Genomic DNA, 19,800 nt, shown 5'->3' with positions numbered 1-19,800 from the left:
AAAGAGTATAGACGAATATACTTAGGCAAGAATGATTAATCACTTAGGAGTGAGTGTATGCGGGCAATATTGCAATTTTTAATGCAGAGCTTTGTTGGTGCTGTCAGCCTGACAGCTATATGGCTTGTAAGCTTTTTTATATATGGACAGACTGTACTGTTAACTAGTCTTTTTGCTGCAATCGGCGGCGTATTGACTTATGCAGCTGCAAAACAAATCATGGATTATCGATTTGTCAGAAGTCAGGGATTAACCAAAAAAGAATATAAATTTATTGATACGAATTTAAAAGAAGCCAGAGGCAAGATAACACGCATGCAAAAAGCCTTATTCAAGGTACGGTCTTTCCAGCATGCGCGGGAAAACTTAGCTATCGTAAGAACTGCACAAAAAATATATAACAACGCAAGAAAAGAACCGATGCGATTCTATCAGGCAGAGAGTTTTTTCTATAACCATTTAGACTCGCTTGTGGAATTATCAGAGCGTTATGCTTACCTTTCCAGCCAGCCTTCCCCATCTATCGAGATGCAAAAATCGTTAAAGGAGACCAGGCAGACACTTACTGCCTTCAACCGGACGATAAAAAAAGATTTACAGGTGATGCTCAGAGATGATTTAGAAACATTGGATTTTGAGCTGGATGTAGCAAAGCAGACGCTGCGCCGATCTAAAAAATAAGGAGGATATCTACATGACTGAAAAAGACCATTCTAATGATTCTATAAATGATTTATTAAATGATCCGTTTGGGGAAAGAACTGAAATTTCTACGGGTACTTCAGATCAAAATTTAGAAAGTGCAAAAGCGCCAAGGCTTGTCGACAAGCTTCCAGCTGAACATCGTAAAAAAGCAGAACAATTAGCGCTGCAAATTGATACGACAAATCAGCAGTCTTTAGTAAAATACGGTGTGGAAGCACAAGCAAAATTACATCAATTCTCCCATGAAATGTTAGAGCATGTCCAAAAACAGGATGTCAGTCAAATTGGCTCCATTTTAACGGAGCTGATGAAAAAGCTGGAGGATATCGATCCTTCTGAATTACAGGAAGAAAAAAACGGGTTTTTATCACGTTTATTTGGAAAACTGTCGAAATCAGTTAATGAGGTGCTGTCACGTTATCAAAAAACTAGTTCTCAGATTGACCGTATCAGTGTGCGTCTGGACCGAAATAAAGACTTACTTTTGTCTGATAATGTTATGCTCGATAAACTATTTTCAATGAACCGGGATTATTACGATGCTTTAAACATTTATATTGCTGCCGGAGAATTAAAGGTAGAAGAAATTAATAATGATATTATCCCGCAGCTTCGTCAAAAAGCGGAAACAAGCGGGAGCCAGATGGATGTACAGGAAGTAAATGATATGCTTCAATTTGTGGACCGGCTTGAAAAACGGACGCATGACCTTAAGCTAAGCCGTCAAATCACAATGCAAAGTGCCCCGCAAATCCGTCTTATTCAAAATACGAATCAGGCACTTGTGGAAAAAATCCAATCGTCTGTTTTAACGGCTATTCCACTATGGAAAAACCAGGTAGCTATTGCTTTGACTCTGCTGAGACAGCGCCATGCGATGGAAGCGCAAAAACAGGTATCACAAACAACGAATGATTTATTATTAAAAAATGCAGATATGCTGAAAGAAAATACAATTGAAACGGCGAAAGAAAATGAACGTGGTCTTGTGGATATTGATACATTGAAGCAGACACAGGAAAAATTAATGTCTACCATCGAAGAAACCATACAGATTCAATCAGACGGACGCAAGAAACGTAATGAAGCTGAAAAAGAGCTGATCAGCATGGAAGAGGAATTAAAAAATAAAATGCTGGAGTTTAAAGAATAAATGTGGAGAAGGCCAGGCGTATAGCCTGGTTTTTTAGTGCACAAATATCTTCTATTGTTGCCCCTATACTAAATTGTAAAAACCCTCTAAAATTATAACTTGATGCATTTGATTTTCGATTGACACCTTATCTTCAATCACTTACTATTGTTATTATGTAGACCGATTGGTTTAATTCTACTGTAAGCTATAATTTTTATAGCTTACAGTAGATGAACGATCTCTAAAAAGGTGGATATTTCAGTCCAATGAGAAAGAATACAAAAGATGAAATTATTCGAACAACAGCCAAATTAATCCAAGAAAAAGGTTATGTGGGGACGGGACTAAAAGAGATTATAGAGCAAAGCGGAGCTCCACGCGGTTCTATCTATTACCATTTTCCAGATGGAAAAGAACAAATAGCTTTGGAAGCGGTCAAGTGGACAAGAGAAGCAGTCAGGTCCTTTATTCAGGAAGAGCTTTCCAAGCATGAAGATGCACTGATAGCAATTCAGTCATTTATTTTAGATAGTGCGGACCGTTTTGAAAAAAACCGTTATTTTGTCGGGGTACCTATTGCAGCACTGATTTTGGAAACTTCTTCGACAAATGATAATTTGCGGAAATCCTGTGAAGGGGCTTTTGAAACATGGTCACTAGAATTTATGAAAAAACTTCAAGAAAACGGGTATAAAGAAAGTATAGCAAAAAAACTGGGCACTATAATTAACACAATGATCCAAGGAGCATTGGTAGCAGCTTTAGCCAGTAAGCATGCTGAATCACTGCGCACCACTGCCGGGATATTGCCACTTATTTTCAGTCAGCAATCATTGCAGAAATAAAAAAATTACTGCGGGGCTGTTTGATAATATATTCATTTAAAGGAGGAAATTAATATGCATCAGTCAAACCACATTAAAGAAGCAAGAGAATTTATTCAAAGTAAAGCAGATCTGGTTCCAGAAATCGGTATGATTCTCGGGTCTGGATTAGGAGATTTGGCGGACGAATTAGAAGATGCTGTTGTCATTCCATATGAAGAAATTCCACATTTTTCAAAATCGGCTGCTATTGGGCATGCAAACCAGCTTGTCATTGGTACTCTAAAAGGAAAACGTATTGTAGCCATGAAAGGCCGTTACCATTATTATGAAGGCTATTCACTGGATGAAGTAACCTTCCCTGTGCGTGTTATCCAAGCGCTTGGAGCGGATAAACTGATTATTACTAATGCTTGTGGAGCTATAAATACAGATTTCAATCCTGGAGATTTAATGCTGATTACAGATCATATTAATCTGACTGGAACAAATCCATTAATAGGACCAAATAATGATGATTTAGGAACTCGTTTTCCGGATGCTTCTGAAGTATATAATCGGGAGCTTCGTGATTTGGCAAAGGGTATTGCTAAAGAAAATAACATTACCCTGCAGGAAGGTGTGTACAGCTGGTGGAGCGGTCCAGTTTACGAAACACCTGCGGAAATTCGTATGATCCGGGTGCTTGGCGGAGATGCGGTCGGCATGTCTACAGTTCCTGAAGCTCTTGTTGCTGTACATGGCGGTTTAAAAGTGCTTGGTATCTCTTGTTTAACAAATATGGCATGCGGCATTTTAGATCAGCCATTAAGCCATGATGAAGTGATTGAAGTTGCTGCACAATCACGCAGCAAGTTTATTCAGCTTATTGAAGAAGTTATTCATCAAATGTAAGTAAATGAATACAGGATGAATTTATTTTATATTAAAATAAATAGAATTGACAGTGGTAGATTAACTCTCATTTCAGATATCTGAAATGAGAGTTAATCTCTATTATTTATAACGAGTTCAATTATTTTAAGTAGACAAACAGCAAAGAGGTGTATCTGTGAATATTTTATGGGGATTGGCAGGATGTAGTGTTATTATTCTTATCTCATTTTTATTATCTGAAAAGAAGAAAAAAATTAATATCTATACTGTTTCAATAGGATTTATACTTCAAATTATCTTTGGTTATCTCGTATTACAGTGGGATTTTGGAAAAAGAGCTCTTGTTACTATTTCTAATGCAATTAACGGTATGATTAATTATGGTCAGGAAGGTCTTAAATTCGTTTTTGGTCCGCTTGCAGGAGATGGAGAAATTGCCATTTTTGCAGTAAATGTACTTGGAATGATTATTTTCTTAACAGTGCTGATTGCTCTTTTATATCACTTTGGAATTATGCAATACCTTGTCCGTTTTATCGGAGGATTTATTTCGAAAATCATGAAAACATCCTATTCTGAATCTGCTGTAGCAGCTGCAAATATTTTTGTGGGAAATACACAGGCTCCTCTTGTTATTAAACCATACATATCAAATATGACGAGATCTCAAATATTTTCATTAATGGTCAGTGGGCTGGCATCTGTGTCTGGGGCAGTAATGATCAGTTTAGCTGCAATGGGAATTCCATTAGAGTTTTTATTGTCTGCTGCAATTATGTCAGCTCCGGCAGGAATTATGATTGCTAAGTTTATAATCCCTGAAACGGAAACTCTAAATCCAAATGAATGGAAAATCGCTCAGGAATCTCAGAAAGCAGATAATGCAAAAACGAATGTAATTGATGTTATTTTCACTAGTTCCCGTGAAGGGCTGCAGTTTGCAATCAATGTAGGTTTAATGCTAATGGCCTTTATTGGTTTATTAGCTTTAGTTAATGGTATTTTAGGATGGGGAGGATCATTAATAGGCTTTGAAAATCTTTCATTGGAATTTGTCCTTGGCTATATATTTGCTCCAATTGCCTTTGTTATTGGAATTCCATGGAATGAAGCTGTACAAGCTGGTAATCTCTTAGCGCAAAAATTTTTACTTAATGAATTTGTAGCATTTTCTCAGTTTTCTGCAATGCTGGAGTCATTTTCAGATAGATCTATTGCAGTATTAACATTTGCACTAAGCGGCTTTGCGAACTTTGGTGCGGCAGGAAGTATTGTAGGAATGCTGTCCAATATAGTACCGGAGCGTAAGCATGAAATTCAACGGCTTATGATGAAGGCATTAATAGGAGCAACATTGGCAAATTTATTAAATGGTGCTATTGTTACTATGTTCCTGTAAAACTAATAAGACATTCTAGTTTTTATCCAATGTAATAGAGTTCATAACAGTATCAGGTATGTTATCAATTAGAAAGAAGGCTTATCATGGAAGGAATGGAAAAAAGGAAAAAAGATTCAAATCAGCTGCAATTTATTATTCTTCTTATTGGAATCATTGCTGTCGCTTTTAATTTACGTCCGGCAATTACTTCAGTTGGGCCAATCATTAGTTTTATACGTGATGACATTGCGATTTCAAATGGTACAGCAGGATTGTTGACAAGTTTACCTTTGATAGCTTTTGCGGTTATTTCTCCGCTGGTTCCCAATCTTGCTCGTACATTTACAAAGGAAAAAGCATTGGTCATTGGACTGGTCTTAATTATCATTGGTATTCTTGTTCGTTCGGTTTCTGTATTTATTTTATTATTGATTGGAACATTTATTGTCGGGGCAGGAATTGCAATTTGTAATGTTCTCCTTCCGAGTGTTATTAAGGATCGTTTTCCTTTAAAGGTTGCGCTGCTTACTAGTGTTTACACAACAGCTATGAATATTTTTGCAGCTTCCGCTTCCGGGCTGAGCCATCCTTTAGCAGAAGGTTTTGGTTTAGGCTGGCAGTTATCTTTGCTTGTTTGGACAACTCCTGCTATCCTCGCTATTGTTCTTTGGGTTATTATTCTTAATAAATACACAGAACGGGAAGAAAAAATGCAAGTGGCTTCTGGAGGAGTACTGTCCGGTAACCGTATGTGGAAATCTCCATTAGCATGGATTGTTGCTATCTATATGGGATTGCAGTCAACAATGTTTTATGTGACTATTTCCTGGCTGCCGGAGATTTTACATGATTATGGAATGAGTATGGAAACTGCAGGCTGGCTGTTGTCGTTGACGCAAATTGTCGGGCTTCCGGCGAGTTTTTTCTTACCTATTTTGGCAGGAAGAATGAAGAAGCAATCCATTGTTGCAAGCTCCATCGGAATTTGCGCAATACTAGGTTATGGCGGTTTATTACTTGGAAACTCCTGGACTGTCCTCATGTTCAGTCTTCTGTTTATTGGAATTGCACTGGGCGGCGGTTTTGCTCTTGCATTGACATTTATCGGTCTGCGCTCCAGAGATGGAGAACAGGCAACAGAGCTTTCTGGAATGGCACAGTCTGTCGGTTATCTTTTAGCAGCAATCGGTCCATTTGCAATTGGTTCTATTTATGATTTAACAGCAACATGGACAGTTTCTCTATTAGTATTAATGACAGTAGCTGCCTGTATTGTATTTTTGGGTTATCAGGTTGGAAGGGACCGCTTTGTTCTTGAGAATAAAAAATAAAATTAAAGAGACACCCTGTTAAGATTTTTAAATGTCTTAACAGGGTTTTTAACTATTAAAAATGGTATCTCTTCAACTCAAATTATTCGTTTCTGCAAAAAATAGGTGTACAATAGAAATGCAGAAAGTTCAGAATAAAAAAGGATAGGTGATGAATTATGTATTCCATTCAATTGTACGGAGACCGGGGAGTACGTATCCAATTTGGCAATACAATTGACAGACAGGTAAATGTAAATGTTCATCGCTTTACCAGTCTGTTAGAAAATTATCCAATTGAGGGAATCACAGAGTGGATTCCTGCGTATACCAGTATGACGATTTATTATAATCCGGGTAAAATCACATATTTGAAGCTCGAAAAAAAGCTGAATCAATTACAAAAATTAATGAGCGAATCAGCTCCTCCAGTTTCAAGAAAGGTTACGATTCCTGTCTGCTATGAAAAAGAATTTGCTATAGACATGGACGATGTTGCTGAATATCATAATCTTTCCGTTCAAGAGATAATCGGCCTGCATACAGAGCCGCTTTATTATGTTTATATGATGGGATTCATGCCCGGTTTTCCTTACCTGGGCGGTTTATCAGAGAAGCTTGTTACACCGAGGCTGGAGAACCCAAGAAAAAGAGTGGAACGCGGGTCAGTAGGTATCGCAGATCAGCAGACAGGGATCTATCCGTTGGATTCGCCAGGAGGCTGGAGAATTATCGGGAAAACACCGGTACATCTTTATGATGCGCAGAAAGATAACAAAATTCTTATTCGATCCGGCGATACGCTCCAGTTTGAAGCTATTGATTCAGAAACCTATTATAAAATAGAAGATGCAGTACAAAATGGAGACTATCAACCAAAAATAAGTGAAGAGAAGGAAGGTGATCCATCATGAATTTGTCTGTAGATTTGAATTGTGATTTAGGAGAAAGCTTTGGGGCATACCGAATCGGGCAGGATAATGAGGTGATGGAATGGATTACCTCTGCCAATATTGCTTGTGGTTATCATGCTGGAGATCATAATGTGATGCGGGAAACAGTAGAAAAAGCAGTGAAAAATAACGTGGCAATTGGTGCTCATCCCGGGTTATTGGATTTACAAGGATTCGGCCGGCGAAAGATGCAGGTGACGCCGGAAGAGGTTTTCAATTTAATGGTTTATCAGATTGGTGCTATGAGAGGATTTGCGGAAATCTATGGAACTGGAATCAGTCATGTTAAACCTCACGGTGCTCTCTATTCGATGGCTGCAGCAGATAAAGTTTTAGCCGCTGCAATTGCAGATGCAATCTATCGTGTTGATAAGCATATGATTCTATTTGGATTAGCCAATTCAGAGCTTGTCAGGGAAGGGAGAAAGAGAGGGCTGCAAGTAGCAGAAGAAGTGTTCGCAGACAGAAATTATCAGCCAGATGGCACCCTGACACCCAGATCAGCACCAAATGCATTGATCCATGATGTAGATTTAAGTCTAAGCCGTGTTATCCGGATGGTGAAGGAAAATAAAGTTAAAGCAGTGGACGGAACAGATGTGGCTATTCAGGCCGATACAATTTGTGTTCATGGCGATGGGGCACAGGCAGCTGTTTTTGTGAGAAGGCTGGCAGAGGCATTATCTGGTCAGCATATACAGATACGTGCGGCAGGTGATCCAAGTTGAAAAAAATCTTTGAAGTAATCAAACCTGGTTTATCTACGAGTATTCAAGATTTAGGCAGGGTTGGCTATCAAAAATATGGTATTCCAACATCTGGCGCAATGGATTCCTTTGCACATCGTGTTGCTAATCTGCTTGCAGGTAATCAAGAGGAAGAAGCGACACTTGAAATTATGCTGATGGGTCCCCAGCTGAAAGTTTTACAGGATACTGTTGTTGCAATCGGTGGTGCAGATTTGTCGGCAACAATTGATGGGAAGCCTCTATATCCATGGAAATCTTTCCGTGTTTACGCAGGACAGATATTATCGTTTGGCAGACCAGTTAACGGAATGTATGCTTATCTTGCAGTAAGTGGCGGTTTTTTTGCTGAGGAAGTAATGGGAAGTAAGTCAACTTACGCACAGGCAAATATTGGCGGTTTAGAGGGAAGGGTCCTGCAAAAAGGAGATATCTTATTATCAGAGGATGTGAACCTGAAATCTATCCGGGCAGGAAGATATTTAAAAGAAACAGACGTGCCAAATTATGAACAGCATCGTCCAATTAGAGTGATTGCAGGACCAGATATATTTGCTTTTTCCGACAAAACATATCAACAATTTTACCAGGAAAGCTACCGTATTACAGAACAATCGAATCGAATGGGCAGCCGTTTGGAAGGAAAAGCATTGTCTCATGCAGACAGAGCAGATATTATTTCAGATGCTGTGCTTCCTGGGACGATACAGGTTCCGGCGAATGGGCAGCCGATTGTGTTATTATCTGATCGGCAGACAACTGGAGGTTACGCGCGAATCGCTACTGTTATTACAACAGATATTCCGCTTCTTGTACAAAAGAAAATCGGTTCAGAGATTCAATTTTTATCTGTATCCTTAGAAAGAGCGCAGGCGGATTATCTGCAGCAGCAGCGCTTTTTAAAAATGCTGCAGACAGCCTTGCAGCAGCACGTTTAAAAGAAGGAGGATTTCTTGTTGACTTTACCCGGCACCAGCTGGTTTAATGGAAGGCTTTGATACAGTAGGGTTCCATGGTAAAGTAAAGATAACAAAATAATATAGGAGACTGTCAATAATGAGTAAACAATTTATCAGCCGGGCGTTAGCTACCTGCATCATTGGTTTCACAATCATTCATTTCATCACCTATTTTTTTCACATTGATATTCTTTTAACGCTGCTGGTATTCTTTGGATTTGGAATTATTTTATTTGGGGCAGTTTACTATGGACCATTGCATTTAAAGATGCCGTTGGGGCTGTTTCTAACTGGTGTGATTATCTTCCTCTCGGTGGATGCTTCTTTTACAGCAGGAATGCGGGAAGGATTATTGCAAATGCGCAATATGGTTGGGTTATTAGTTGTCATACCAATGGTCAGCTGGGTCCTGCGGGAGGAAGCTTTTTTAGAATCTGCTATCAGCTATGCACATGGTTTCGTGAATACAAGTAAGAAATTTTACTTTGGTATGATTTCTTTTACACAAATTATTGCCTATTTTCTTCTATTTGGTGCAATTCCAATGCTGTATCAATTTGTATCTATGATTTTAAAGGATGAAAAAGGAGAGGCATGGGAGAGATATAAGGGGACAGCAATATTACGCGGTTTTGCTTTATCTGTCCTGTGGGTAGTCAGTATCCCAAGCTTTGCCTATGTGGTAGAAGCCATGGATGCTTCATTATGGAAATCGATTGTGCAGGGACTAGGAGTGTCTGCAGCAGGGAGCATACTGGCTATTCTGTTCTTTCCGTTAGAGAATAAAAAATACAACGTTAATTTTACAAGAGGTCTCCGGCACGAGATTGATGGGATTATGCAGCATACAAAGAACAAACAGGAAACGAAGCGGGTTATCCGTGAATTTGTGATATTATTTGTTTCCCTTTTTGGTTCCATTTTTATTCTGAGTGCATTGATTAATATGGAGCTTCTTGTTCTGATACCTTTAACTATCTTAGTATGGATACTTAGCTATTATGTCGTGAAAAAACGACTATATAAATTAACACATATTGCAACACTTTATGTAAAGGAAGAGATGGCAGGAAAATCCTATCAGCTTTGTGTAATGATCGGTGCTGGCATGCTGATTGCCGGGCTGACCAAAACAGGATTTGCAGGCTGGGTCGTGGACAGCCTCTACGCATTGGAAGCAGTTGCGCCATTTATCAATTTATTGTATCTGCTTCCTTTTATGGTAATTATTTTAGGCTTTGCCGGTCTTGGACCATTGACAGTAATGGTATTGGTTGCCGGTATTCTCCAGTCCATCCATCTGCCCTATCCTCCTGAGCTGATTGTGCTGGCAGTAACATTAGGGAGCTCGATATCGATTTTGTTATCACCAGTAATTATGCCGATTATTGTTTTAAGCGGATCCAATGGCCTGAGCGGCTTTAAAAACGGCTTTCAGTTCAATGGCATTTTTGCGGTTGTTCTATATATGATTGTGATGACGTATATTCAAGTAATGACGTATGTGGCAAGTTGATTTTTATAAAAAACTGCGAATCCGCACATTCTTTAGTAATACAGAGTGTGCGGATCTGGTCATTACTTAGCTGAAAATCCTTTGAAAACTATAGCAGATATAAAAAAGGAAAAAATATCAGAATATCAGAATATCATTGTACATGAAGAGTCCTCTGTATCCTATACATCTTGCAATTAGAATAATATCGGGTAACCTATCACGGAAAATTGTCCATAAACTCTCATTGAATAAAGCTTCGTTGTATAAAGTCAGGTGCTTTCTATTTGTACTGTTATTTTGCACTTGACATTCATTTTTTAACAACATAAAATTATCTATGAAAGCGTTTACTGAAAGTGCCGGTATTTAAGGTTCTTACAGATGAATCACATACGAAATAAAAATTCTGCAGACTTTGCGGGAACCAATTTATTTTTAATTACAACGGATTATATCCTTTCAAAATGAAAAAGGAGGACAATTGATGCGGAATGCTGTCATTGTTGAAGCAGTACGGACGCCTATCGGAAAGCGGAATGGTTTCTTAAGTGAGATAAGAGCCGAAGAATTAGCTGCAGCGCCTTTGAAGGAATTAATACGGAGGGCCAATCTGGATGCAACATTAATTGATGATGTTATTATGGGTTGCGTAACACAAACAGGAGAACAGGCGGTTGATATTGCAAGGCAGGCAGCGCTTATTGCAGGGTATCCTGCCAGTGTACCCGGAACGACGATTGATCGGCAATGCGGCTCCGGTCAGCAGGCAATTCATTTTGCCGCACAAGCAATCATTAGCGGTGATATGGATATCGTTGTTGCAGCTGGTGTAGAGAGTATGTCTCGTGTACCGATGGGAAGCAATCACGAGGGTGTGAAATGGAATAGTGTTTTACAAAATCAATATGATATGGTCCATCAAGGGATAGCAGCGGCTAAAATTGCGGAAAAGTGGGGTATTTCACGCCATAAAATGAATGAATATTCATTCAAAAGTCATAATCGCGCAATAGAAGCACAAGAAAAAGGCTATTTTCACCAACAAATAATGCCGATTTCCGTTAAAAGAGCTGATGGAACAACAGCTCAATTTTATCAAGATGAAGGACCAAGAAAGAATACCTCCATGGAGAAGCTGGAGGCATTACCTGATTTATTTACAGAGAACAGTGGAATTACGGCAGGAAACGCCAGCCAAATGAGTGATGGGGCAGCAGCACTTTTGATTATGTCCGATGATAAAGCAAGAGAGCTTGGCTTTGTGCCGCATTTTCGTATTTTGGCACGAAATGTGATTGGCTCTGATCCAACAGAGATGCTGACAGGGCCAATTGAAGCTACCAGGCAAATCTTAAAAAAGGCTGATTTATCCTTAGAGGACATTGATGTTTTTGAAGTTAATGAGGCATTTGCGTCAATTCCGCTGATGTGGATGAAAGAATTAGAGGCAGATGAAGAAAAAGTAAATATTGATGGAGGAGCTATTGCTTTGGGGCATCCTTTAGGCGCAAGCGGAGCCAGACTGATGGTGACGATGCTGCATACGATGGAGCGGCTCGAAGCCCGCTTTGGCCTGCAGACGATGTGTGAAGGACTGGGAATGGCTAATGGTACTATTATTGAACGATTAACAAGGGAGTAGGGAGGAATTTTAAAATGATGCAAACACAGTTAAATTTAACAACAATGGTCAGACATGCAGAGAAGTATTTTCCTGATAAAACAGTTATTTCACGTACCCTGGGTGGAGTTCAAACCATTCCATACAGAAAAATAACTGAACGAATACGACGGTTAGCGGGAGTCTTAAAGGAATTAGGTGTGAAAAAAGGAGATAGAGTCGGAACAATAGCCTGGAACCATCATCGCCACCTGGAGGCTTATTTTGCAATTCCAACAATGGGAGCAGTACTGCATACGATTAATATCCGTGTTTCACCAGATGATCTTGCCTATATTATCAATCATGCAGAGGATAAAATATTGCTGGTTGACGAGGACTTATTCCCGTTAATTGAACGTGTTAAAGACCAAATCACTGATGTAGAAAAAATTATTGTCATGACGGATAAAGATGTATTACCTGAAACAAGTTTAACAAATGTTGCATCCTATGAAGTATTACTTGAAGGTGCAGATCCGGGTACAGAGCTTTGTGAAGATATTGATGAAAATGACATGGCCGGCTTATGTTATACATCTGGAACTACAGGCAGACCAAAAGGGGTTGCTTATTCACACCGGGGAATTTATTTACATAGCTTAGCCCTGGGGTTAAAGGATACTGTAGGGTTGTCAGAGGGAGATATTGCAATGCCTGTAGTGCCTATGTTTCATGTGAATGCCTGGGGGATGCCGTTTGCTGCGTTATGGTTTGGAACAACGCAAGTTTTGCCGGGGCCAATGCCGACACCACAAATCTTAGCTGAATTAATAGAGGAGCATAAAATTACAATGGCAGCAGGAGTACCGACTATCTGGCTGGGACTTCTGCAGGCGCTGGAGAATGGAAATTATGATACAAGCAGTCTGCGCTGTATACTTTGCGGCGGCTCAGCTGCTCCAAAAGGAATGATTCGTGCGTTTGAATCAAAATATAAGATTCCTTTCGTTCATGCATATGGAATGACAGAAACTTCGCCAATTGTGACATTAGCCCGTTTAAAAAGCTATCAGCAGGAGCTTGATGAAGAAGAACGTCTGGAATTACGCTCTCGCCAGGGCATGGTTGTACCAGGGATTGAAATTAAAGGCATTAATGAAAATGGAGAAATTCAATATGACGGTGAAACAATAGGCGAGCTGCTTGTTAAAGGACCCTGGATTGCAGATTCATATTATAAAAATGATCGCAGTGAGGACGCTTTCCGGGATGGCTGGCTTCACACAGGAGATGTAATTAATATTGATGAAGAAGGCTCTGTTAAAATAGTTGACCGTACAAAGGATATGATTAAAAGCGGCGGTGAATGGATTTCCTCTGTAGATATAGAAAATGCTTTAATGGCGCATGAAGCAGTTTATGAAGCCTCTGTTATTGCTGTTCCTGATCCAAAGTGGCAGGAGCGCCCTGTGGCATGTGTGGTATTAAAAGAAAAAGAAACACTGACAGAAGAAGATGTGAAACAATTTTTAGAGCCGCAATTTGCGAAATTTTGGATCCCGGATCGGGTTTTATTCATGGAAGAGATTCCAAAAACCTCTGTCGGGAAATTCTTAAAACGTGCACTGCGTAATCAGGTGAAAGAAATGCTTTCCTTATCGGATCCATCTTAATGAAATAAATATTTACTCAGGCAAGGAGCGTCCATTCATTCTTCACTATGAAAAGTAAGTATGATAAGGACACAGCAGTGTTTTTACTAATAGGAAGATATATTGTTCGTTTTTTAATATAAAAGGAGATGTTCAAATGCAGCTGACGGATATAAAAAAAAGAATGGAGCTGCCGGTTATTATGGCTCCAATGTTTTTAATTTCTAACCCTAATATGGTTGTCGGGGCTTGTGAAGCTGGGATTATTGGAACATTCCCGGCTCTTAATGCACGTACAAAAGAGGTTTTAGATAGCTGGATGACTGAAATTAATGAGAGATTACTAGAAAAGACAGAAGCAGATCCAACTGCGAAAATTGCTCCCTGGGGAGTAAATTTTATCAGTCATTCCTCCAATAAACGATTCTATGAGGATTTGGAATTAATCGAAAAGCATCAGCCTCCAATTGTTATTACTTCCTTAGGGGATCCTTCGCCTGTTGTAAAGATTGTTCATAACTATGGCGGGCTTGTTTTATCCGATGTTACTGATATAAAGTTTGCCAAGAAAGCATTGGAAAAAGGCAGCGATGGGTTAATTTTAGTAGCAGCAGGAGCAGGAGGGCATGCAGGAATATTAAATCCATTTGCATTTATGGATGAGGTACGGAGCTTTTTTGATGGGCCGGTTGCTTTGGCAGGGACAATTACAAAGGGAGAACAGATATTGGCAGCAGAACTGTTAGGAGCTGATTTTGCTTATGTTGGTACGCATTTTATTGCAACTGCAGAGAGCGGAGCAAGTGCTGCTTATCAGGAATCCATTATTCAATCTGCTGCTGCTGATATTATGTATACGCCTGCTTTTAGCGGTATTCCTGCTAATTATCTGATACCAAGCATTGTTAAAGCCGGTCTCGACCCAGAAAAATTACCAGAAAAAGCCGGGCTTGATTTTAAGAAGCTTTCTGATTCATCTGCTAGAGTCTGGAAGGATATCTGGGGAGCCGGCCAAGGTGTCGGCGGGACCAGTAAAACACAGACTGTACAGGAAGCTGTTACTGAATTAAAACAGGCATATAAACAAGCGAAAAACATCCATCAACTTACTTGAAAAAACTATATGATGACAATAGATGAGGGAGTGATAGATGATGGCAGATGCAGTGAAATATGAAAAGAAAGAATCAATTGCTTTTATTTCCATGAACCGTCCAGAAAAACGGAATGCCCTTTCGATTGAAATGGCAAATGGTTTTGTAGAAGCATTGAAGGATGCAGAGAATGATTCTGCTATTAAGACAGTTATTATCAGCGGCGAGGGAAAGATATTTTCAGCTGGCGGTGATTTAGAAGTACTGCACACACTGGATAACAGTGTAAAAATAATGGAATATATGAAACAGGCATTGGAAATTATTCAGACCATCCGGCAGCTTGATAAATACGTAATCAGTGCAGTTCATGGTTTTGCAGCAGGAGCAGGGTTCAGCATTGCTGTTGCAGCAGATTTTGTAGTAGCCAAAAAGGATGCAGCCTTTGTATGCAGCTTTACCAATGTCGGAATAATACCTGATCTGGGCTTATTAAAGAAATTAACAGATAATCTGCCAAGTGCGATAGCAAAGGAATGGATTTCTTCTGGAAGACCTGTATCAGCAGAAGAAGCGTACCATCGTGGCATTGTAAACAAGGTCACAGAAGGAGATGTGCTGGAAGCAGCTGCAGATTATGCTGGTTTTATTGTCAACGGACCGCCGCTTGCCAATAAATTTGTAAAGCATATGGTGAACCATGCAGATGAATGGAGCACCGGTACAAATGATTTGCAGGAAACAGCGATTCAGACCCTGCTGCTGCAATCAGAGGATAATAAAGAGGGCATTCAGGCATTTTTTGAAAAAAGAAATCCGGCATTTAAAGGAAAATAATGAAAAGAGAGCCAGATTTCTAAGAAGGAAGTGATCTCCATGATAGATGAATTAGGAATCAAACAGATCAGATTGGCATTACCTTTTCGGCTGAATCATGTAAACTGTTTTCTAGCCGAGGAGGAGAACGGTTATAAAATGCTAGATACCGGGCTGCATAATAAAGAAACTGAGAAAGTATGGGATAAAGAATTAGCAGGAAAACAGATTACTGATATTATTATTTCACACTACCATCCGGATCATTTTGGTTATGCGGGAAAGCTGCAGAAAAAAACGGGTGCGGAGGTCTGGATGCCAGAAATTGATTTACAGATTGCTCTTCAGGCCTGGGAAAAGCCTTTTTTGAAAAATCTGCAGGAAAACTACCAGCGGTCAGGTATTCCAGAGGATATAAGCAGGGCACTGGCAGGAAATACAGCCTCATTTGCACCGCTGGTAACACCATATCCAAAGATTCAAAACCTATTGAATGAAGGAGAAACAATTCAATTTGGAAAATATGCCTATGAAATTATACATACACCAGGTCATTCAGATGGATTAGTCACCTTTTATAATGGGGAGAACAGTGTGCTTTTGTCAACAGATCATATTCTGCCGAAAATTACTCCGAATATCTCCTACTGGTTTCACGGTGATCCTAATCCTTTAGAGAATTATCTGAAATCCCTGGAAAAGATAAAGAAGCTGGATGTAGAATGGATTATTCCATCACATGGCAGCCCATTCCAGGATGCATCAAAGCGGATATCTGAAATTAAAGCACATCATGAAAAACGCTTAAACAGCCTGCAGGAAATGCTGAAAAGCGGATTAACTATCTATGAAACAATGAAAAAGCTTTTTCCAAAACAGCTGGCAGTTCATGATACCCGGTTTGCAGTTGGTGAAACGGCCGCTCATCTGGAATATTTACGTTTGGCGGGTGAATGTGAGCGGGAATTAGTGGAAGGTGTTTATATTTATCATATTGGCAGTCATAGATAGGAACATCAGCTGTATAAATCATGAAAACTCTGATTTACAGATTCCTTTCACTTTCCTTTCTGGTGTCAGTTATTATATGATGAAAGAAAAGTCGGGAAGGGAAGGTTATGAAATATGAGTGGACATTTGCAGGATACAGTTACATTGAATAATGGTGTCGATATGCCTAAATTTGGACTTGGTGTGTACAAGGTTGAGGAAGGGCAAATTGCAGTAGATGCAGTGAAAATTGCATTGGAGCACGGCTATCGCAGTATTGATACAGCTTCGTTTTACCAGAATGAGGTCAGTGTCGGACAAGGAATAAAGGAGTCTGGTGTACCAAGAAAAGATATTTTCCTGACATCAAAAGTATGGAATGATGAACAAGGCTATGAATCTACCTTGGAAGCATTTGAACGAAGCCTTAAAAAATTAGATACGGATTATCTGGACTTATATCTGATTCATTGGCCAGTGAAAGAAACATTTGTGGATACCTGGAAAGCGTTAGAGAAGCTCTATCATGATGGACGTGTCCGTGCAATAGGAGTCAGCAATTTTCATATTCAGCATTTAGAGCGGCTGCTTCCGGAAGCCGAGGTTATACCCGCAGTTAACCAGGTTGAATTCCATCCACATTTAACACAGGAAGGATTACGTGCATTTTGTGAACAGCAGGGAATCCATCTGGAAGCATGGTCTCCGTTAAAGCGTGGCCAGCTGTTAGATCATCCAATACTTGTCTCTATTGCAGAAAAGTACGGGAAGAATGCAGCACAGGTTATTCTGCGTTGGGATGTTCAGCATAATGTGATTACTATCCCTAAATCAATTACACCTGAACGAATTATTCAGAATGCAGCTATATTTGATTTTGCATTAACAGAAGAAGAAATGAAGCAGATTGATGCTCTAAATGAAAATAGCCGTTCCGGATCTAATCCAGACGACTATTAATAAATAAAAATGCTCAGCGCAGGTAACTTTCCAGTGCTGAGCATTTCTTCATAGATCGGGGCGATTCCCGTAGTAGACATTTACTTTGGCAAGAACATCAGTGTTTTAAAGACCAATTGATTTTCTTGTTTTTTCATTTCCTACCGATTCCAAAAACGCTGTTTGGCCATTGCATTAACAAAGGCTTTATAGAAGCCTTCGTTTGGAGACTTACTTGCTAAAACACCGGGACGATCTTGAAGGTGGATTTCTTCTATCCATTCAGCTCCTTCGCCGATACCTCCAATTGGTTTATAATGATTAAACTGATCCACAATAAATTGATTCGCCATAAAATGAAAATCTCTTGTAGCATAAGGACCGCCGATAACGAATAAACCGTCATACAGCAGAGGGGATCCTGTTAAAAATGTGTCATCAACGGAAATCGTATCTCCGCCTGTTCCTTGTAATGTTCCAAGTTTACTGCTTACAAAGACAGGCTGCAATCCAGCTTTTTTCCATGAAGCCATAGCAGCTTCCAAGGCATTACTGTCATATTGCTCATCAATAATAACCCCGACCTTTAAGGTATCTGCAGTAAAAATCGTATTTCTCATACTTAGAGCCGGTGAGGAAGCAGTGACATCGGATTCCTGAATATCCTCCGGCGGAGCTGGTACGCCAACCTGCTCAGCAACAGAAACAGCCAATGGCCTGCTAATATGGGCAAGCATTCGAATCACACGTTCACGAACTGCCGGTGTTTTCACTTTCCCAAGCTCAAAGCTGAATGCCTGCAGGATATGGCTTTTTTCCACATCACTCATACTGTTCCAGAAAAGCTTTGCTTGTGAAAAGTGATCTTCAAAGCTGGGAGCTGTTTTACGCACCTTTTTCCCTTCAACAAGAGATGGATAGGTGACAAATCCCCCTTTATCGCCGGGAACAGTATAAGGGGTGTTGTCAGCCAGGTAATTTTGATGATAAGCAACCTGACCTTTATCAATAACATAACGTGCTGCACCATCACGGTGATTATTATGTGCTGTGTGGATAGGACAATTAATCGGGATTTGCTTGAAATTTGTGCCAACACGATAAAATTGTGTATCTGCATAGGAGAACAATCTGCCCTGCAGAAGCGGATCATTAGTAAAATCAATTCCGCGCACAATATTTCCTGGATGAAGGGCAACCTGTTCTGTCTCTGCAAAAACATTCTCGACATTTTTATTTAAGGTCATTTTCCCAATTTTTTTAAGGGGGATAAGCTCCTCCGGCCACAGCTTGGTAGCGTCTAAAATATCAAAGTCAAAATCAAACTCCTGGTCCTCACGGATAACTTGAATGCCCAGCTCGTATTCAGGGAAATTCCCTTTGTTAATATTCTCCCATAAATCCCGCCGATGGAAATCTGGATCAGCACCGCCGATTTTTTGGGCTTCGTCCCAAATAAGAGAGTGTACACCTAAGGTTGGCCGCCAATGAAACTTACAAAAATGTGACACACCTTCTTTATTCACAAGACGAAATGTATGCACACCGAAGCCTTGTATCATCCGAAAGCTGCGCGGGATTGTACGGTCGGACATAATCCACATCATCATCGCTGCCGATTCTTCGTTACTGCCGATAAAATCCCAGAAAGTATCGTGCGCTGTCTGCCCTTGAGGAATTTCAGTATTTGGTTCCGGTTTTAATGCATGAATTAAATCAGGGAATTTAATGCCGTCCTGAATAAAAAAGATAGGGATGTTATTGCCGACTAAATCAAAATTCCCTTCCTCCGTATAAAATTTCGTTGCAAAACCACGCACATCACGTAATGTCTCGTTAGCTCCCCTTGATCCGGCAACCTGTGAAAAACGGACAAATGTAGGTGTTTTTCTGCCAGCTTCCTGTAAGAAATGTGCATCTGTTAAATCTGCTTGTGATTCATAGCATTCAAATATTCCGTGCGCTCCATAGCCGCGCGCATGGACATTTCTCTCTGGAATACGTTCTCTATCAAAATGCGAGAGCTTTTCACGGTAAATAAAATCCTCCAAAAGCTGCGGTCCGCGATCTCCGGCACTGAGTGTATTCTCATCATCCGAAATTTTAACCGATTCATCCGTTGTCATCGGTTTTCCTTCATTTTCTCTATAAAATTTTTCCAGTTGTCTGATTTTTTTATTTTCCTCCGGTTTCCGGTTATTGCTGTCTGTCATGTATATCCTCCTTTTAGACGAATTTCTTCACAATAATAGGAGTATATTCGCCTGAAAATGGATATATGACTGGAGGCAGAGAAGGATAAATATTGCATTATATTTA

Annotated in this window: 17 protein-coding genes; 16 read left to right on the top strand and 1 reads right to left on the bottom strand. The window is 39.8% G+C overall.

What is annotated here, in order from left to right:
• The first annotated feature begins 57 nt into the window (after nucleotides 1-57).
• From MKY30_RS01020 to MKY30_RS00945, 16 genes are all read left to right on the top strand, one after another.
• Complete coding sequence (locus MKY30_RS01020) at nucleotides 58-681, top strand: 5-bromo-4-chloroindolyl phosphate hydrolysis family protein (protein WP_147210639.1); 624 nt, start codon at nucleotides 58-60, stop codon at nucleotides 679-681.
• 13 nt (nucleotides 682-694) lie between these two features.
• A complete protein-coding gene (locus tag MKY30_RS01015) occupies nucleotides 695-1,858 on the top strand; it encodes a toxic anion resistance protein (protein ID WP_147210638.1) in 1,164 nt (387 codons plus the stop codon).
• Nucleotides 1,859-2,106: 248 nt separating this feature from the next.
• Complete coding sequence (locus tag MKY30_RS01010) at nucleotides 2,107-2,685, top strand: TetR/AcrR family transcriptional regulator (RefSeq protein ID WP_147210637.1); 579 nt, start codon at nucleotides 2,107-2,109, stop codon at nucleotides 2,683-2,685.
• A 54-nt stretch (nucleotides 2,686-2,739) separates the two neighbouring features.
• A complete protein-coding gene (locus MKY30_RS01005) occupies nucleotides 2,740-3,558 on the top strand; it encodes a purine-nucleoside phosphorylase (RefSeq protein ID WP_147210636.1) in 819 nt (272 codons plus the stop codon).
• Nucleotides 3,559-3,715: 157 nt separating this feature from the next.
• Complete coding sequence (locus MKY30_RS01000; RefSeq protein WP_147210635.1) at nucleotides 3,716-4,939, top strand: NupC/NupG family nucleoside CNT transporter; 1,224 nt, start codon at nucleotides 3,716-3,718, stop codon at nucleotides 4,937-4,939.
• Between the two features lie 86 nt (nucleotides 4,940-5,025).
• A complete protein-coding gene (locus MKY30_RS00995; RefSeq protein ID WP_147210634.1) occupies nucleotides 5,026-6,252 on the top strand; it encodes a CynX/NimT family MFS transporter in 1,227 nt (408 codons plus the stop codon).
• A 158-nt stretch (nucleotides 6,253-6,410) separates the two neighbouring features.
• Nucleotides 6,411-7,145, top strand: coding sequence for a 5-oxoprolinase subunit PxpB (gene pxpB, locus MKY30_RS00990; RefSeq protein WP_147210633.1), 735 nt, complete (start codon nucleotides 6,411-6,413; stop codon nucleotides 7,143-7,145).
• Nucleotides 7,142-7,912 carry a 5-oxoprolinase subunit PxpA gene (locus MKY30_RS00985; protein ID WP_156984938.1) on the top strand — a complete coding sequence of 257 codons (771 nt, stop codon included), beginning with the start codon at nucleotides 7,142-7,144 and terminating at the stop codon, nucleotides 7,910-7,912. Before pxpB ends, MKY30_RS00985 begins: the two co-directional genes overlap by 4 nt.
• Nucleotides 7,909-8,868, top strand: a complete 960-nt coding sequence (locus MKY30_RS00980; RefSeq protein ID WP_147210631.1) for a 5-oxoprolinase subunit C family protein — start codon at nucleotides 7,909-7,911, stop codon at nucleotides 8,866-8,868. Before MKY30_RS00985 ends, MKY30_RS00980 begins: the two co-directional genes overlap by 4 nt.
• A gap of 118 nt (nucleotides 8,869-8,986) precedes the next feature.
• Nucleotides 8,987-10,405 (top strand): hypothetical protein, encoded by a 1,419-nt coding sequence (locus MKY30_RS00975; protein WP_147210630.1) that lies wholly within the window; start codon nucleotides 8,987-8,989, stop codon nucleotides 10,403-10,405.
• A 466-nt stretch (nucleotides 10,406-10,871) separates the two neighbouring features.
• A complete protein-coding gene (locus MKY30_RS00970; RefSeq protein ID WP_156984936.1) occupies nucleotides 10,872-12,029 on the top strand; it encodes an acetyl-CoA C-acyltransferase in 1,158 nt (385 codons plus the stop codon).
• A gap of 14 nt (nucleotides 12,030-12,043) precedes the next feature.
• Entirely contained in the window at nucleotides 12,044-13,663 is a 1,620-nt protein-coding gene (locus tag MKY30_RS00965) for a long-chain fatty acid--CoA ligase (RefSeq protein WP_147210628.1), read from the top strand.
• A gap of 136 nt (nucleotides 13,664-13,799) precedes the next feature.
• Nucleotides 13,800-14,756, top strand: a complete 957-nt coding sequence (locus tag MKY30_RS00960; RefSeq protein WP_147210627.1) for an NAD(P)H-dependent flavin oxidoreductase — start codon at nucleotides 13,800-13,802, stop codon at nucleotides 14,754-14,756.
• A gap of 37 nt (nucleotides 14,757-14,793) precedes the next feature.
• On the top strand, nucleotides 14,794-15,573 hold the full coding sequence (locus MKY30_RS00955; RefSeq protein ID WP_341082563.1) for an enoyl-CoA hydratase/isomerase family protein: 780 nt from the start codon (nucleotides 14,794-14,796) through the stop codon (nucleotides 15,571-15,573).
• Nucleotides 15,574-15,612: 39 nt separating this feature from the next.
• Nucleotides 15,613-16,563, top strand: coding sequence for an MBL fold metallo-hydrolase (locus tag MKY30_RS00950; protein ID WP_341082561.1), 951 nt, complete (start codon nucleotides 15,613-15,615; stop codon nucleotides 16,561-16,563).
• A 114-nt stretch (nucleotides 16,564-16,677) separates the two neighbouring features.
• Nucleotides 16,678-17,502: an aldo/keto reductase gene (locus tag MKY30_RS00945; RefSeq protein WP_156984933.1), complete on the top strand. Its 825-nt coding sequence runs from the start codon at nucleotides 16,678-16,680 to the stop codon at nucleotides 17,500-17,502.
• Nucleotides 17,503-17,642: 140 nt separating this feature from the next.
• On the opposite strand, the gene MKY30_RS00940 is transcribed toward MKY30_RS00945, so the two are convergent.
• Nucleotides 17,643-19,694: a catalase gene (locus MKY30_RS00940; RefSeq protein WP_341082560.1), complete on the bottom strand. Its 2,052-nt coding sequence runs from the start codon at nucleotides 19,692-19,694 to the stop codon at nucleotides 17,643-17,645.
• Between the last annotated feature and the right edge of the window lie 106 nt (nucleotides 19,695-19,800).

Source organism: Oceanobacillus sp. FSL W8-0428 (assembly GCF_038004405.1).
GTDB lineage: Bacteria > Bacillota > Bacilli > Bacillales > Amphibacillaceae > Oceanobacillus > Oceanobacillus sojae.
Note: the sequence above shows the minus strand (reverse complement) of the source record. Positions and strands in the feature narration are given on the sequence as shown.

Excerpts from the sequence above, each read along its gene's own strand:
- MKY30_RS01020 (WP_147210639.1), top strand. The coding sequence starts at position 58 with ATGCGGGCAATATTGCAATTTTTAATGCAGAGCTTTGTTGGTGCTGTC.
- MKY30_RS01015 (WP_147210638.1), top strand. The coding sequence starts at position 695 with ATGACTGAAAAAGACCATTCTAATGATTCTATAAATGATTTATTAAAT.
- MKY30_RS01010 (WP_147210637.1), top strand. The coding sequence starts at position 2,107 with ATGAGAAAGAATACAAAAGATGAAATTATTCGAACAACAGCCAAATTA.
- MKY30_RS01005 (WP_147210636.1), top strand. The coding sequence starts at position 2,740 with ATGCATCAGTCAAACCACATTAAAGAAGCAAGAGAATTTATTCAAAGT.
- MKY30_RS00995 (WP_147210634.1), top strand. The coding sequence starts at position 5,026 with ATGGAAGGAATGGAAAAAAGGAAAAAAGATTCAAATCAGCTGCAATTT.
- pxpB (WP_147210633.1), top strand. The coding sequence starts at position 6,411 with ATGTATTCCATTCAATTGTACGGAGACCGGGGAGTACGTATCCAATTT.
- MKY30_RS00985 (WP_156984938.1), top strand. The coding sequence starts at position 7,142 with ATGAATTTGTCTGTAGATTTGAATTGTGATTTAGGAGAAAGCTTTGGG.
- MKY30_RS00975 (WP_147210630.1), top strand. The coding sequence starts at position 8,987 with ATGAGTAAACAATTTATCAGCCGGGCGTTAGCTACCTGCATCATTGGT.
- MKY30_RS00970 (WP_156984936.1), top strand. The coding sequence starts at position 10,872 with ATGCGGAATGCTGTCATTGTTGAAGCAGTACGGACGCCTATCGGAAAG.
- MKY30_RS00965 (WP_147210628.1), top strand. The coding sequence starts at position 12,044 with ATGATGCAAACACAGTTAAATTTAACAACAATGGTCAGACATGCAGAG.
- MKY30_RS00960 (WP_147210627.1), top strand. The coding sequence starts at position 13,800 with ATGCAGCTGACGGATATAAAAAAAAGAATGGAGCTGCCGGTTATTATG.
- MKY30_RS00955 (WP_341082563.1), top strand. The coding sequence starts at position 14,794 with ATGATGGCAGATGCAGTGAAATATGAAAAGAAAGAATCAATTGCTTTT.
- MKY30_RS00950 (WP_341082561.1), top strand. The coding sequence starts at position 15,613 with ATGATAGATGAATTAGGAATCAAACAGATCAGATTGGCATTACCTTTT.
- MKY30_RS00945 (WP_156984933.1), top strand. The coding sequence starts at position 16,678 with ATGAGTGGACATTTGCAGGATACAGTTACATTGAATAATGGTGTCGAT.
- MKY30_RS00940 (WP_341082560.1), bottom strand. The coding sequence starts at position 19,694 with ATGACAGACAGCAATAACCGGAAACCGGAGGAAAATAAAAAAATCAGA.